Raw genomic sequence first — 14,585 nt, forward strand, 5'->3', positions numbered from 1 at the left:
GGGCCCCCACCGCCCCGTCACCCCGGTAGGACGCGCATCCGCCGGCGGCACCGCGGAGACCTCACCGCGCCAGGCGCGGCAGATCCTCCACGGTGCCGGGCCGGGTGACGGGAGCCGGCGTCAGGCCGCGCTGGCGCGCTCGTTCGCGCGCGCGAACTGCAGGATGTCCCGCCCGACCCTCGGGTCTGTCGCGGTCCGCATGTGGCCCCGACCTCGGTACCAGACGAGGGTGGAGTGCGGGATGAGCGCCGCCGTCTCGACGATCACCTCCCGCTCGAAGCAGCGGTCCCGGTCGCCGGCGAGCAGCAGCACCGGCACGGTGATCTCCCCCAGGACGGGACGGGAGTCGAACGCCGCCTCCGCGCGCCACTCGACGAGGGCGTCGTCGTCGGCCGCGACGTCGCGACCCACCATGCGAGCCATCGCGGGGACCAGGAGCCGCCGGGGCCGCGCGAGGCGCTCGTCCGGCACGACGTACGACGCCATCGCCTCCGCGACGCCCCGGGCGTCGCCGCGCGCCGTGGCCTCCGCGAGCTGTCGGTCGACGTCGATCGCCCACTCGCTGGCCTTCCACGCGGCCGCCACGAGTGCGACGGTGCCGAACGTCTCGGGGTGCCGGGCCGCGAGGTACTGCCCGACCATCCCGCCGTAGGAGACCCCCGCCGCGATGTCGACGCGTCCGCCGAAGTCCTCGCGGATCACCGTGGCGTAGTCGTCCGCCATGTCCGCGACGGTGTGACCCTCGGGCATGTCCGTGCGCCGCAGCACCCACCAGATGCGGTAGCCGTCGTCGGTCAGGGGGCGGAAGAGCCGCGTCATCGTGCGGTACATCGCCCCGGTCGGGACGGTGCCACCCGGGCCGCCAGGCATCCACAGCAGGTCCTTCGGCCCGTCGCCCCACACGCCGTACTCCATGCCGTTCGTGAAGCGTCCGGTGCGCAGCTCGGGGGTCCGGTGGTGGGCGGTGGGGCGTCGCTCGGTCGTCATGGTCCTCACCCTCGTCCGGGGCGCGTCGTCGCGCCTCTCCCAGCATCGCGACGGGGGCCCCGCACCGGTCGAGGGCACAAGGTCCCGACGACGGCGCTCACCCGCGTCCGTCGCCCGCAGCCGCGTCCGACCAGGGATCCGTGGCCGGTCGCTGATCAACGGCATAGCCTCGGCGGATGGCCCGGTACTTCGACGTCCACCCGCACGACCCCCAGCCGCGCACGATCGGCCAGGTCGTCGCGATGCTGCAGGACGACGCCCTCATCGCCTACCCGACGGACTCCTGCTACGCGTTCGGCGCCCGCCTGGACAGCCCGACGGCGGCCGAGCGCATCCGGCGGATCCGGCACCTCGGCGACAAGCACCACTTCACGCTCGTGTGCAGCGACTTCGCCCAGCTCGGGCAGTTCGTGCACCTGGACAACGCGGCGTTCCGCTCGATCAAGGCCGCGACCCCCGGTGCGTACACGTTCATCCTCCCTGCGACGAAGGAGGTCCCGCGCCGCCTCGCCCACCCGAGGAAGAGGACCGTCGGCGTGCGGATCCCGGACCACCGCGTCACGCAGGCGCTCGTCCGGGAGCTCGGTGAGCCGCTGCTGTCCTCGACCCTCCTGCTCCCGGGCCACGAGGAGCCCATGACGGAGGGCTGGCTCATCAAGGAGGAGCTGGACCACCTCGTCGACGCGGTCCTCGACGGCGGGGACACGGGCACCGAGCCGACGACGGTCGTGGACTGGTCCGAGGGGTACCCGGAGGTCGTGCGCGAGGGAGCGGGCGACCCGAGCCGCTTCGCCTGACGAGCCCGGGAACCCGCCGACGGCTGCTCGCGAGACCGTGCCTCTGGAGTGAGTAGGAGCAGCGGCCGACGGCGCCCGCGGCACCGCGATCTCCCTCTCGCGGGTGAGACCGCACCATCCCTGCGGGTCTCGTGGCCCGCTGCGTCCGTCGGCCAGGATCGAGCCATGGCATCGACGCAGGGGACCCCGACATCCGTGACCGGCAGCGGCGACGGCCCGGCTCGTGCGGCCGGCGAGCGCACCGCACCCGCCGCACCCCCGGGCGCCGGCACAGCACCGGCACCGCTCGGCACCACCGCGGCCGACGGCGCCGCCCGGCCCAGCATGCAGTGGCCCGTCTCGCTCGGCACCATGGTCGCGGTCCTGATGGCCCGCACGCCGGTCGAGGTGGTCCTGGAGCCCGCGGCGGCGTGGTTCGCCGACGGACCCGGCCCGCTGCTCGTCTGGCTCGCGCGCGTCAGCGTGGTCCTCGGGGTCGTGCTCGGTCGGCGGCACCGCCTCCTCGCGAGCCTCCTGGCCGCCCTGCCGTTCGCGCTCGTGCCGCTCTTGGGCTCCTTCGAGGCGGGCTGGTGGCTGGGGCTCGTCGTGGTCGCGGCCTTCGCCGCGTACGACCGGTCGGTGCTCGCACCCGTCCCCATGCTGCTGACCCTGGCCGCCGGGGCGGTGCACGCGTTCCTGGAGGTCCCCGCCGTCATCGGCGCCACTGTCGTGCCGGCGGCGTCGGCGGGCACGGCCTCGGACGTCAGCCCCTGGGCGCTCTTCGCTCTCGCGACGGTCGCGGCCACCGCCGTCGTCGCCGTCGTCGGAGCCGTCGGAGTCGTGCGGTACGCGCGCCGGCAGGACGCCCGCGCGACCGAGGACACCCGCCGGGCGCTGGAGACGGAGTCGGTCGCGGCCGAGCGGGCGCGCGTGGCCCGGGACCTGCACGACGTCGTCGCGCACCATGTCTCCCTCGTCGCGGTCCGCGCCGAGAGCGCGCCCTACGTGCACCCCGACCTGGACCCGGTGGCGCGGGGCGTCCTGGCGGACATCGCGACGGATGCGCGCGGCGCCCTCGACGAGCTGCGTCAGGTCCTCGTCGTCCTGCAGCGCTCGGACACCTTGGGCGCCGAGCGTGCCCCTCAGCCTGGCGCCGGGGAGATCGCGGGGCTGGTGGAGCAGGCCCGGTCCGCCGGTCAGGACGCCCGGCTGACGTGGACCGGGCCCGCGGACGTGCCCCCTGCGCCCGGGTACGTGCTGTACCGAGCGGCGCAGGAGGCCCTCACGAACGCGCGCCGTCACGCCTCCGGTGCCGCCGTCGAGCTGGACGTGAGCGTCGCCGACGGCGCCGCTCGGCTGCGCGCGTCGAACCCGTCCGCCGCGACGACGGTCGTTCCCGGACGAGGGCTGCTCGGGATGCGGGAGCGGACGGAGGCGCTCGGCGGGATCCTCGCGGTGACGGCCGACGGCGGCCGGCTCACCGTGGACGTCCGGGTCCCCCTGGGCGGTGGTGCCCTGTGACACCGGGCGGTGCCGACCGGGCCGCCGGGACCGCCGGGGCGGATGGGGGCGCGGAGGCGGCTCGCGGAGCTGGTCCTGGCGCCGGGACGGAGCGGTCGGCGCGCCGCCCGGAGGCGGCTCGCGGTGCCGGGACGGTGCACGAGGCGGGGACGGAGCGGTCGGCGGCCGGCCCGATCCGCGTCGTCATCGCCGACGACCAGCCGGTGGTGCGGCTCGGCTTCGCGGCGATCCTCGACGCGGCGCCGGACCTCGCCGTCGTCGGCTCGGCCGCGGACGGCCGCGAGCTGGTGGCGGCGGTCGCGGAGCACGCGCCCGACGTCGCCGTCGTCGACGTGCGCATGCCCGTCCTCGACGGGATCGCGGCGACGGCGCTCATCACGCGCGACCACCCGGCGACGCGCGTGCTCGTCCTGACGACGTTCGACCTGGACGAGTACGTCTACGACGCCCTCCAGGCGGGGGCGAGCGGGTTCCTGCTCAAGGACGTGCCGGCCGAGCGTCTCGTCGAGGGGGTGCGCGCCGTCGCCGACGGCTCGATGCTCCTGGGGCCGAACGTGACCCGACGGCTCGTGCACGACGTCGCGACCCGGACACCGGAGCGCGCCCCCGTGGACGGGCTCGGCACCCTCACGCCCCGGGAGCACGAGGTGCTGCTCGCGGTGGCGCGCGGGCTGTCCAACGCGGAGGTCGCGGCGGAGCTGTGGGTGACGGAGCAGACCGTCAAGACGCACGTCGCCGCGGTGCTGCGCAAGCTCGGCCGGAGGGACCGGGTACAGCTCGTCATCGCGGCGTACGAGTCGGGGCTGGTCGGCTGACGGCGTCCGGTGGGGTGCGCCGGGAATGGACGGCGCCGCGCCGACGGTTGTCGCCGACATGCCACTGACCGGGGAGTACGCGCCGAGCCCGTCCGACTGGGCCCGCGAGCAGGCTGAGACGTACGAGGCGACGGACGGCGCGGAGGGCAACCTGCTCCGCGGCGTGCCGATCGTGGTCTACACGTCCGTCGGGGCGTCGTCGGGCAAGCTCCGCAAGACGCCGCTCATGCGCGTCGAGCACGACGGGCGGTACCTGGCGGTCGCGTCCAAGGGCGGGGCGCCCGACAACCCGGCGTGGTACCGCAACTTCCTCACCAGCCCGTTCGTCGAGGTCCAGGACGGCGCGCAGCGGTACGACTGCTCCGTGCGCGAGCTGGAGGGTGCCGAGCGCGAGGAGTGGTGGCCGCGCGCGCTGGAGGTCTGGCCGGACTACGCCGAGTACCAGCGCAACACCGACCGCCTCATCCCCCTGCTGCTGCTCACGCCGTTGACCGCGGACCACTGACGGCCTGACGCCGCGCCGGTCAGGCTCCCGGGCCGACCACCGCGCGGACCTCGATCGGCTGACGGAGCGGCCTGCCGCGGGGGCCCGGTGCGGCGGAGAGCCGTCCGGCGACCTGGAGCGCACGCTCCTCGGTCCCGACCTCGACCGTCCAGTACCCGGCGAGGTGCGTGCGCTCGTCGTCGAACGGCCAGTCCTGGATCACGGGTGGGTTCGCGCCGTCGCTCCGCACCACCTTCGCGCTCTGCGGCGCCGCGAGGCCCTCGCCACCGACGAGCTCTCCCCGGTCGGCGAGCTCCTGACCGAGCCGCTGCTGGAAGGCGATGTGCGCGGCGATGTCGGCGCGGTCCCACTGCTCGATCGGCGGGACCCCCGGGATCTCCTCGTACGACATCAGCAGCATGAACCTCACCGTGCTCGCCTCCCCGCTCCCGCTCCCGCGGTCGACGCACGGTCCCGCGCCCGTCCCGGCGCCGTCGTCGTCGTCGTGCCCTTCGATCATCGCCCGACGACGGCGCCCGCGTCACCCTGCGGGCGTGTCGCCGCGTCCGCCCCGTGCGGCACCGCGGCCACGGGATCGGGGATGACTCGTGGCACATGGCGCGACGAACGCTCCCCGGTGTGCCCGTCTACCGGGAGCGGTGGTCCTCCACGGCCAGCCGCGGTCCCCGGCGGGGCACCCGCGCCAGCCCGCTGAGCAGCAGGTACCGGATCGCCCTGTAGCGGTGGCCGCGGTAGGGCTCGAGGAGGGCGAGCATGCCGTCGTCGTCGACCTTCTCGCCGGCGAGCGCCCAGCCGACCTGACCGGCGAGGTGGTAGTCCCCGACGGAGACGGCGTCGGGGTCGCCGAGCGCGCGCTGCACCGTCTCGGCGACCGTCCACGGACCGATCCCGGGCACCGTGAGCAGCCGTCGGTGCACCTCACCCGGTTCACGGTCCACTACCTCCTGGAGCCGACCGGCGACCCGAGCGGCGGCGAGGACCGTGCGGGCGCGCTGCGGGTCGACACCCGCGCGGTGGAAGTCCCACACCGGCACCTGCGCCCACCCGTCCGCCGACGGCGGGACGCGCATCCCGTCCGGCGCGGGGCCGGGCGCGGGCTCGCCGTGGCGGACCAGGAGGTGACGCCAGGCGTCGTGAGCCGTCTTCGTGATGACCCGCTGCTCGAGGATCGCGGGGACGAGGGCCTCGAGCACGAGCCCCGTGCGTCCGATCCGGACGTGCGCGAGCCGGCGGTGGGCGTCGCGCACGAGGCCGTGCGGGGGGTCGAACCCCGAGCAGTCGTCGAGGGCGCCCAGCGCCGCGGGCACGCCGGCGAGCGCATCGTCCGCACCGGCTCCCCAGGCTGCCACCTCGACATCGCACGGCCCGACCTGACGGATCCGGACCGTCGCGGGGCCCGACGGGACGCGCGTGGTGCGCCAGAACGCGCCGTCGGTGGTCTGCTGGAACGCCGGGTCGCGGAAGCCCCGACGCAGCGGGGACACCGTGCGCCGGACGTCGGTGGGCGCGCTCAGGGTCAGCGTCGTCGCGAGCGTCGGCACCCGCGCATCGTCACACGCCCGCCTGACACCCCGGGGCGCACCGGCGCAGCGGGGCGCGGAAAGGTCACCGTCCCCGCCGCGGCCGATCCTCCGCGATCGCTCAGGACCGCCCCGTGCACGTCGCGTCGCGCCGGATCGCGGAATCTTGCCCGCGTGCGGCGCGGGGGATCCTCCGCGGTGACCGGGTGAGCCGGCGAGCGGGGCAGCCCTCCGTCGTGCCCAGGACGGGTGGTGACCGGCGGCGTCCACCGCCGACGCGGACCCGCTTCGGCAGGGCGGTCCTCCGCCGGTCGGATGAGGTGGCACGGAGAACATCCCGTCCCCGATCCGCGACCTCGCCCGGCGGCAGGACGGTGTGGTGGCCGTCGCGCAGTGCGTGGTCGCCGGCCTGGGCGCGGACGCCGTCGAACGCCGGGTGCGCTCGGGGCAGTGGCAGCGCCTGCACAGGGGCGTCTACCTCACCCATGCCGGAACGCCGAGCTGGCGGGCCCGCGCGGTGGGCGCGCTGCTCCTGGCCGGAGCCGGCGCAGCGCTCAGCCACCGGTCGGCGTCGTTCGTCCATCAGCACCTGCGGGACGCCCCGACGGTGCTGGAGGTCTCCATCCCTGAGCACCGTCGGGCGACGGGCGGCCACGGTGTCGTCATCCGGCGACGCCGACAGCTCGAGGTCACGGTGCGGGCGGGGCTCCCGGTGACCAGCCGCGGGTGGAGCGTCGTCGACGTGCTCGACACGGTCCGCTCCGCTGACGACGCCGTCGGCGTCCTGACCGCCGCGGTGCGGGCCGGGGTCCGGCCGCAGGAGGTCCTCGACGTCCTGCATCGACGCCCCCGCGCCCGTCACCGCGAGCTCGTCACGGAGCTCCTCGGCGAGGTCGCCGCCGGGACGGAGTCGGCCATGGAGCTGCGGTACCACCGTGACGTCGAGCAGCGGCACCGCCTGCCGCGGTCGACGCGACAGCTGGCGCAGGCCGTGGGCGGCCGGAGCATCCGCGCGGATGCGGTGTACGAGGGCATGGGCGTGCGGGTGGAGCTCGACGGCGAGCTCGCGCACCCGGGCGGGCGAACGGTCGCCGACACCTGGCGGGACAACGCCGTGCTCGTGGCACTCGGCGAGATCGCCCTCCGGTACCGGTGGCACCACGTCCGCGTGACGCCGTGCCGGACGGCGGCCCAGGTCGCCGACGCGCTACGCGTCCGCGGGTGGCGAGGAAGCCCTCGACCCTGCGGCCCGACGTGCGCGGTGGCGACAGGCCGGTGACCGCGGAGACGTCCCCGCGACGGGCACGGGCACCGCTCCACGATCCTGCGACGCCGCGCACCCCGGCCGTGAGCGCGGAGGAGTCGCCGCGCCACGCGCGGGTAAGTCTCCACGCAGGGCTCTGGGGTACGGCGGGCGCAGCCGGGCACACGGCGGCGGGCGGCGCGAACCCCGGACGCGCCGCCCGCCGCCTGGATGGACCTCAGTCGGCGACCTTCGCCACCAGCCGGCCCTGGATCTCGCCGTGGTGCAGCTTGTCCAGGCCCTCGGGGATCCCCTCGAAGTCCGTGACCGTCATGATCGGCTCGATGTCACCGGCGGCGAGCATCTCGTAGACCGCCGCGATGTCCTCCTTGGTGCCACCCACGGAGCCCCAGAGCTGCGCCTCCTTGAGGATCACGTCGCGGATGTCGAGCGTCGTCTCCAGCCGGCCCATGCCGACCTGGACCACGCGCCCGTTCTGCCTGATCGCCTTGAGCGCGCCCGACGTCGTGGTGCCGAACCCCGCGTAGTCGACGATGACGTCGAAGTCCTGGCCCGCCCACTCCTCGACGCTCTTCACGACGCTTCTCGCGCCGATCTTCTCCGCCAGCGGCCAGACGTCCTCGTTGATCTCCGCGACGTGGATCTCCGCGCCCTTGAGCACCCCGACACGGGCGCCGATCTGGCCGAGGCCGCCGAGCCCGATGACCCCTATCTTCATGCCGGGTCCGGCCTCACCACGCACGGCGATGGCGTGGTACGACGTCATCCCCGCGTCGGTCCCGAGCGCGGCCAGCTCGAACGACAGGCCGTCGGGCATCGGGACGAGGTCGTCCTCGTGCGCGACGTGCTGGAGCGTGAAGCCGCCGTCGCGCTGGTAGCCGGGCGCCCCGTGACCGGCCGTCGGGCAGATGCCCGCACGGTCGCCGACGGCGGCGCGGGTCACGCCCTCGCCGACCTTCGTCACCACGCCGGCGATCTCGTGGCCCATGACGATGGGCGTGAAGTCGATGAGCGCCATCCACCCGGCGTCGGTCATCGCGCCGACGTCCGAGTGGCACAGGCCCGCCGCCTTGATGTCGAGCAGGACCTCACCCGGTCCCGGCTCCGGCTCGGGGATCTCCGCGAGCACCAACGGCTCGTTCGTCCCGGTGAAGTGCCATGCCTTCATGTCGCCTCCGTCCTGGCCCGGCGCTCGCGGCGACCGGGGCACGTCCTTGTACCGACCAGGTGCCGGAGGCAGGGGACGGGGGAGCCACCCCGCCCCCGGCCCTCCCAGCCTCGCCCGCAGGGCGTGGGAATGGGGGGACCATGGTCCCGACCGCCGACGACGGCGACGCCGCCGCCGCCGCGGCCGCAGACCGCGGGGGCGGATCCGGCGGCCGCACCCCTGTCCCGCATCCACGGAGGCCCCTCCCGCCGTAGTACAGGCATGGGACCCGAGGCGTTCAGCGCGTGGCGTCCGCGCACGCGACCACCGGGCGGTCGCACCGCCACACCACCCGGGCCGGGGCAGGAGTCGGTGTGGGACTACCCCCGCCCCCCGGCCGTCGTGCCGACCACCGAGCACGTCGTCGTCGTCCTGGGCACCACGGTGGTCGCGGATACGCGCCGGGCCCTGCGGGTCCTGGAGACGTCCCACCCGCCCACCTACTACCTCCCTCTCGACGACCTCGCCGACGGCGCGCTGGTGCCCGTCGAGGGCGCGGCCACGTTCTGCGAGTTCAAGGGCCGGGCGACGTACTTCGACGTCGTCGGGACGGAGGAGCTCGGCCGACCGCTCGTCGCGAAGCAGGCGGCGTGGACGTACCCGTCGCCGGCGCCGGGCTACGCCGACCTCGCGGGGCACGTCGCGCTCTACCCCGGACGGATGACGCGATGCACCGTCGACGGCGAGCTCGTCCAGGCACAGCAGGGTGACTTCTACGGCGGGTGGGGGACGAGTCGCGTCGTCGGCCCGTTCAAGGGCGGGACCGGCACCTGGGGCTGGTGAGGCCCGACCGGGTCAGCGGACCCTCGCCCCGGCGGTGACGAGGGGCGAGCATGGTGGTGCAGGACGTCGCGACGCCACCCGCCCAGGAGCCCGCGCATGACCCCCGACGCAGCACCGCCCGCAGACCGCGGCGGCCTCGGCTTCCCCCCACCGTCACCGCACCTGGAGGAGCTCAACCGGCTGCGGACCGAGTTCACGCGGTTCATGCTCACCTACCGGTTCGCCGTCGAGGAGATGACGACGAAGATCGGCATCCTGCGCGAGGAATTCCTCCACCTGCACGCCTACAACCCGATCGAGCACGTGGGCTCACGCGTCAAGACGCCCGAGTCCCTCATCGCCAAGGTCGCCCGCAAGGGCATCGACCCGTCGTTCGACGCCATCCGCGCGGAGGTCACGGACATCGCCGGCGTCCGGGTCACGTGCAGCTTCACCTCGGACGTGTACCGGGTCTTCGACATGCTCAGCGGCCAGGCCGACCTCACCGTCCGCCGCGTCCGCGACTACGTCCTCGAGCCCAAGCCGAGCGGGTACCGGAGCCTGCACGCCGTCGTCGAGGTCCCGGTCTTCCTGTCGAGCTCGGTCGTCCAGGTCCCGGTCGAGCTGCAGCTGCGGACGATCGCCATGGACTTCTGGGCCACCCTCGAGCACAAGATCTTCTACAAGTACCGCGGTGACGCACCCGCCGAGGTGGCCGGCGCGCTCCGACAGGCGGCGGAGACCGCGCACCGGCTCGACGTCCTCATGGAGGGCCTCCACGACCGCCTGCACCGCGCCGACGCCCGGCCCGCGACCGACGAGGTCGTCGTGCCGACCGACGACGTGCTCGAGCACCTCCGCATGATCCGCGCCCGCCGACCGTGAGCACCGGGCAGCATCCGCTGGATCCACCGGTTCCGCGCGGCCCGGAACGTCCGGGAGACGCGACGCCCCGCGCCTCGATCCGCGTGGCGGTGCCTCCGGACCTGCGGTTCCTCCTCCCCACCCGTCGCCGGAACGGGACGCCGGACATCCCCGCGTCCGCGACCGACACGGTCGGCCATGTCGTGGAGTCGGTCGGGATCCCGCTGACGGAGGTTGGCACCCTGCTCCTCGACGGTCGGGTCGTGCCGCCGTCGGCCCGCGCGCTCGGGCGCAGCATCGCGGTGACGGCCCGACCGCGGCCCCAGCGCGGACCCACCGACCCGCCGCGTTTCCTCCTCGACGTCCACCTCGGCACCCTCGCGCGCCGTCTTCGCCTGCTCGGGCTGGACGTCGCGTGGTACCCCGACGGCCCGGACTCCGCCGACGACGCCCTCGCGGCGCGGGCGGCCGAGGAGCGTCGCGTGCTGCTCACGCAGGACCGGGGGCTGCTGCGTCGGCGGTCGCTGCCGGACGGCGCGCTCGTCCGGGGCACACGGGTCGACGACCAGGCGGCCGACGTCCTCGACCGCTTCGCCCCACCCCTGGCCCCGTGGACCCGGTGCGTCGCCTGCGGCGGCACGCTGGCCGAGGCATCGGCCGACGACGTCGCCGCCCAGCTCGAGCCCGGGACGCGTCGCACCTACGCGGACTTCTCCCGGTGCACCGCGTGCGGACGCGTGTACTGGCGCGGTGCGCACGCCGCACGCCTGGAGCACGTGGTCGCCCACGCGGAGCGGGTGGTGGCAGCGCGCCGGCGCTCGGTCAGCCGCTGATCGTCGGGCCGGCCTCGTCGGGCGTGAGCACGAGCAGGCAGCGCTGCTCGTGCTCCATCGCCTCGCGGTACGCGTCCCAGTCCTCGTGCTCGCCGGCGGCCAGCCGGTAGTACTCGACCAGCGGCTCCATCGCGTCCGGCAGGGACACGATCTCGACCGGACCGGCGAGCTGCACCCACGGCCCGAAGAACCGGTCGGTGAAGACGCACACCGACGCGCGCGGATGACGCCGGAGGTTGTGCGTCTTCACAGCCGTCTCGCGGGTGCTCACGAGCACCCGCCCCTCCTGGTCGACGACGGCGAGCACCGGCGACATCTGCGGCTCGCCGTCGGCCCGGCGGGTGGCGAGGACGGCGTGTCCGTTGCCGCGCACGAACTCCAGGGCGGTGGGGATGTCCATGCGTCCGGTCTACCAGCGGCCCGGTGGCGTCGTCGACCCGCTGTCCCGTCGTGACGCGCACCGCTCGGCGCAGACGGTCCTGGACCGACCCGCGCCCTCAGACGAGACCTGTCCGCAGCGCCCCCGCGGGGTCGTAGCGCCGCGCCAGCTCGTCCAGGCGCGTGCGGGTCGCCTCGTCCCACGGCAGGAACGGCGCGGATCCCGACACCACGAACGTCGGCATCGCCCCTCCCGTGGCCCACGGCCGCAGCGCGTCGACGAGCCGCTCCTGCCGCTCGGCGACGGCCTCGCCCACGGGCGGGGCGGCGATCCCGACGGCGTACAGCGCGTAGGTGGCGTCCCGGTGACCGAGCGCCGACGGCACCGCCGGCTCGGCCGCGAGCGCCCCGCCCAGCCGGCGCAGCTCGGCGATGACCAGCGGCGAGCCGGACCCCGGGCCCGCGACCTCGAGCAACGCGTCGGCGGCCGCGTCGGGCAGGTCCCCCAGCAGCGCCGCGACGTCCCGGACCGGCATGGGGTCGACCGGGTCGGCGTGCACGGTCCCGATCGCCGCGTACGGGATCGTCTGCACGGCGTCGATGAGCGCGGGCGCGACCTCGCGCATCGGCCGGAAGGTCCGCTCGCCGTCGTCCGGGTCGCCGGTCCACACGAACCGCACCGCGACGGTGCACCGCCCCGCGAGCGGCTCCGGGACGGACGGCAGGGGCGGCAGGTTGAGGATCGCGAGGGACGTCGACGCCGCCATCGGCAGGTCGAGGCTCCAGGCGAGCCAGCGGCGCACGACGGCGTCCGCGTGCTCGCCGTCGACGAACAGCGCCCCGGCGTAGATCTCCGGCTGCAGGACGAGGTCGAACTCGATCGCGGTGACGACGCCGAGCGTCCCCTTGCCCCCGCGCAGGCCCCAGAACAGGTCCGGCTCCTGCGTCGCCGTGGCCCGGCGCAGCTCGCCGTCGCCGGTGACGACGTCGAACGCCCGCACCCGGTCCGACGCCGCGCCGAAGCTGCGGGCGGCGGGTCCGATCCCGCCGCCCGTGGTGTAGCCGACGACGCCGACGTGCGGCGCCGAGCCGCACAGCGGCGCCAGCCCGTGCGGAGCCGCCGCATCGAGGACCTGGTGCCACCGGACGCCGGCACCCACGCGCGCCCAGCCCTCGGCGTGCACCGTGCACTCGTCGAGGCGACCGGTGTGGACCAGCAGGGTCCCGGCGAGGTCCCAGCCGGTGCCGTGCCCGGTCGACTGGACGGTCACCGGCACGCCGGACCGGCCCGCCCAGCGGACGGCTCGCGCGACGTCGTCGGCGTCCGCGACCTCCGCCACGGCCAACGGTGAGGTGCGCACCGCGACGTTCCAGGGTGTCGCGAGCTCGGCGTAGCGGTCCTCACCGGGCTGCCAGACGTGGCCGGTGAGCTGCTCCCGCAGACCGGCGAGGTCGGGGGCGTCGGACGGCTGGGTCGGCAGGGCGGCGTCGATGGCCATGGAGATGCCCTTCAGGCGGGTCGCCCTCCCCTGCGGCGCTCCCCGTCGAGCGCCAGCGCGACCGATTCGTCCCGAATGTAGCGATCCGCGCCGGCGCCGAAAAGGGTCGGGTGTGCCGTTCGTCGGGCCGGGTGGTCAGGACACCCGGCCCGACGTCGGCGGTCGGTGGGCGCGGACGAGCGCGCGTCCGCGTAAGGGTCCGAGCCGCAGGACGACTCCTCCGCTCACGCCGGCGCGGTGCTCGACCGCGCGACGGGCGCTCGGGGCGCCGGCGTCGTCAGAGGGCGGCGGCGAGCGCCTCGACGAGCGCGTTGAGGCCCATGGCCCCCAGGAGGCCGACGGCGATCCAGGCGACGACGTTGCCGCCCAGGTAGCCCGCGAAGGTCGCCTTCTTGCCAGCGCCGTCCTCCCAGCGCGGGGCGGGTGCCTCGCGGTACCAGCGGACGGCCTCGCGCAGCGACGGGCGGTCGTGGTGGGTGGTCAGGGTGGACATCGCGGGCTCCCAGGGGTGACGGGTGGTGGGTCGTGCGCCGGGGTCACCGGCCCTCCGATTGTCTCGCATGTCGGACGCCAGGCGGGCGGGCCGAGGGTCCCAGGAGGCGTGACGTCCGCCACCCCTGGGCGCCCCCGTGCCTAGGCTGAGCGGGTGCACCGCCTCCCCACGGCCGTCGTCGCCGGCGCCTCCCTCGTCCTGGGCTTCGCCGCCGCGCGCATCACCGACAACCCCGCCACGGGCGCCGTCGTCGTGCTGGCGGGCGTCGGCTGGTGCCTGGCCCGGGAGGCGCGCCGGACGATGTGGCAGCGGCTGGCGGTCGTCGTCGGCGTCGGCGCGGGCTGCTTCGTCCTGGCGCACGCGCTCGCCGGCTACCTCACGCCGTGGGGCGCCGTGGCGGTCGCCGCCCTCGTCCTGGGTGCCGTGACGTGGTGGCTGGTCGACGAGCCCCGCCGACGACGGCGCCGCGAGGGCCGGGCCGCGGACACGGCCGCCGCGAGCCCGCGGTAGCGCAGCACCCGGCGCAGGGTCGGGCGCCGTGCTCCTCGCGCTGCTCCGATGCGGGGACGTCGGCCCGGATCCTCGGACGACGCCCCCCGGACGTGGCACGCTGCGGGTCGGAGGGGTGCACCCCTCCGCGGTGACGGTCGGACACGGGACGAGGACGGACTCATGGTGGCACCGGTGCTGTCGGTGGTGGGCGTGGTGCTCATCGCGCTCGCGTTCTGGTGGCGGCGTCGCCCGCGCAGCGGCCGGCGCTGGTGGAGCGGCGGCGGCCGCAAGGAGAGCGCGGCGCTCGTCGCAGCGCCCGGCATCGGACTCGCACTGGCGCTCGTGTGGCCGGCCGCCCTCGTCACCGAGGGTCAGGAGTGGTACATCACCGCGGCGGTCCCCGTCGTCATCGGCGTGATCGCGGCCCTGTGGCCCTTGCTCAACCTGCCGACACCGAACGGCGTCCGGCCGAAGTGGCGCCGCGGCCAGGTCCTGGCGCAGAAGCGCGCGGAGCAGCGGGCGCGCCGTCGGCAGCAGGGCGCGCAGCGGCCCGCCCCCCGCGGCGGCACCGGACGTCCGGGCGGGCCGAAGCGCGGACGCTGACGACGACGCGGGCGGCGCACGCGGCGCCGCCCGCTCGCTCGTCCCGGCGGCGCAGCACGCGCCGCC

At 75.5% G+C, this 14,585-nt stretch carries 17 protein-coding genes; 10 read left to right on the top strand and 7 right to left on the bottom strand.

Annotated elements, in window-relative coordinates; translation table 11 throughout:
• Nucleotides 1–120 precede the first annotated feature (120 nt).
• A complete protein-coding gene (locus LG379_RS16020) occupies nt 121–987 on the bottom strand; it encodes an alpha/beta fold hydrolase (RefSeq protein WP_225755593.1) in 867 nt (288 codons plus the stop codon).
• Nucleotides 988–1,163: 176 nt separating this feature from the next.
• On the opposite strand from LG379_RS16020, the gene LG379_RS16025 reads away from it, so the two are divergent.
• The 4 genes from LG379_RS16025 (at nt 1,164) to LG379_RS16040 (ending at nt 4,604) form a co-directional block, all read left to right on the top strand.
• Nucleotides 1,164–1,784, top strand: coding sequence for an L-threonylcarbamoyladenylate synthase (locus LG379_RS16025; RefSeq protein WP_225755594.1), 621 nt, complete (start codon nt 1,164–1,166; stop codon nt 1,782–1,784).
• Nucleotides 1,785–1,949: 165 nt separating this feature from the next.
• Nucleotides 1,950–3,284 carry a sensor histidine kinase gene (locus LG379_RS16030; RefSeq protein ID WP_225755595.1) on the top strand — a complete coding sequence of 445 codons (1,335 nt, stop codon included), beginning with the start codon at nt 1,950–1,952 and terminating at the stop codon, nt 3,282–3,284.
• 134 nt (nt 3,285–3,418) lie between these two features.
• A complete protein-coding gene (locus LG379_RS16035; RefSeq protein ID WP_225755596.1) occupies nt 3,419–4,099 on the top strand; it encodes a response regulator transcription factor in 681 nt (226 codons plus the stop codon).
• 58 nt (nt 4,100–4,157) lie between these two features.
• Complete coding sequence (locus LG379_RS16040) at nt 4,158–4,604, top strand: nitroreductase family deazaflavin-dependent oxidoreductase (RefSeq protein WP_225755597.1); 447 nt, start codon at nt 4,158–4,160, stop codon at nt 4,602–4,604.
• A 19-nt stretch (nt 4,605–4,623) separates the two neighbouring features.
• On the opposite strand, the gene LG379_RS16045 is transcribed toward LG379_RS16040, so the two are convergent.
• Together LG379_RS16045 and LG379_RS16050 are read right to left on the bottom strand one after the other, a co-directional pair.
• Entirely contained in the window at nt 4,624–5,004 is a 381-nt protein-coding gene (locus LG379_RS16045; RefSeq protein ID WP_225755598.1) for a YciI family protein, read from the bottom strand.
• A gap of 226 nt (nt 5,005–5,230) precedes the next feature.
• Nucleotides 5,231–6,145, bottom strand: coding sequence for a DNA-3-methyladenine glycosylase (locus LG379_RS16050; protein ID WP_225755599.1), 915 nt, complete (start codon nt 6,143–6,145; stop codon nt 5,231–5,233).
• A gap of 325 nt (nt 6,146–6,470) precedes the next feature.
• On the opposite strand from LG379_RS16050, the gene LG379_RS16055 reads away from it, so the two are divergent.
• On the top strand, nt 6,471–7,403 hold the full coding sequence (locus LG379_RS16055; protein WP_225755757.1) for a type IV toxin-antitoxin system AbiEi family antitoxin domain-containing protein: 933 nt from the start codon (nt 6,471–6,473) through the stop codon (nt 7,401–7,403).
• A 202-nt stretch (nt 7,404–7,605) separates the two neighbouring features.
• On the opposite strand, the gene LG379_RS16060 is transcribed toward LG379_RS16055, so the two are convergent.
• Nucleotides 7,606–8,556 carry a zinc-binding dehydrogenase gene (locus LG379_RS16060; protein ID WP_225755600.1) on the bottom strand — a complete coding sequence of 317 codons (951 nt, stop codon included), beginning with the start codon at nt 8,554–8,556 and terminating at the stop codon, nt 7,606–7,608.
• Between the two features lie 261 nt (nt 8,557–8,817).
• Between LG379_RS16060 and LG379_RS16065 the strand changes: the two genes are divergently transcribed.
• From LG379_RS16065 to LG379_RS16075, 3 genes are all read left to right on the top strand, one after another.
• Nucleotides 8,818–9,378, top strand: coding sequence for a DUF427 domain-containing protein (locus tag LG379_RS16065; protein ID WP_225755601.1), 561 nt, complete (start codon nt 8,818–8,820; stop codon nt 9,376–9,378).
• A 96-nt stretch (nt 9,379–9,474) separates the two neighbouring features.
• Nucleotides 9,475–10,242, top strand: a complete 768-nt coding sequence (locus LG379_RS16070) for a GTP pyrophosphokinase family protein (RefSeq protein ID WP_370634545.1) — start codon at nt 9,475–9,477, stop codon at nt 10,240–10,242.
• Nucleotides 10,243–10,325: 83 nt separating this feature from the next.
• A complete protein-coding gene (locus tag LG379_RS16075) occupies nt 10,326–11,054 on the top strand; it encodes a Mut7-C ubiquitin/RNAse domain-containing protein (RefSeq protein ID WP_255632950.1) in 729 nt (242 codons plus the stop codon).
• On the opposite strand, the gene LG379_RS16080 is transcribed toward LG379_RS16075, so the two are convergent.
• The 3 genes from LG379_RS16080 to LG379_RS16090 all read right to left on the bottom strand — a co-directional run bounded on the left by LG379_RS16080 (nt 11,044) and on the right by LG379_RS16090 (nt 13,424).
• A complete protein-coding gene (locus LG379_RS16080; RefSeq protein WP_225755602.1) occupies nt 11,044–11,454 on the bottom strand; it encodes a PPOX class F420-dependent oxidoreductase in 411 nt (136 codons plus the stop codon). The two genes, LG379_RS16075 and LG379_RS16080, sit on opposite strands and share 11 nt — an antisense overlap.
• Nucleotides 11,455–11,551: 97 nt before the next feature.
• Nucleotides 11,552–12,931 (bottom strand): FAD-binding oxidoreductase, encoded by a 1,380-nt coding sequence (locus LG379_RS16085; RefSeq protein WP_225755603.1) that lies wholly within the window; start codon nt 12,929–12,931, stop codon nt 11,552–11,554.
• 277 nt (nt 12,932–13,208) lie between these two features.
• On the bottom strand, nt 13,209–13,424 hold the full coding sequence (locus LG379_RS16090) for a hypothetical protein (protein ID WP_225755604.1): 216 nt from the start codon (nt 13,422–13,424) through the stop codon (nt 13,209–13,211).
• Between the two features lie 153 nt (nt 13,425–13,577).
• On the opposite strand from LG379_RS16090, the gene LG379_RS16095 reads away from it, so the two are divergent.
• On the top strand, nt 13,578–13,934 hold the full coding sequence (locus LG379_RS16095) for a hypothetical protein (RefSeq protein WP_225755605.1): 357 nt from the start codon (nt 13,578–13,580) through the stop codon (nt 13,932–13,934).
• 162 nt (nt 13,935–14,096) lie between these two features.
• Nucleotides 14,097–14,519: a hypothetical protein gene (locus LG379_RS16100; protein WP_225755606.1), complete on the top strand. Its 423-nt coding sequence runs from the start codon at nt 14,097–14,099 to the stop codon at nt 14,517–14,519.
• The last annotated feature ends 66 nt before the right edge of the window (nt 14,520–14,585 follow it).

It is taken from the genome of Actinotalea sp. Marseille-Q4924 (assembly GCF_916618755.1).
Classification (GTDB): domain Bacteria; phylum Actinomycetota; class Actinomycetes; order Actinomycetales; family Cellulomonadaceae; genus Actinotalea.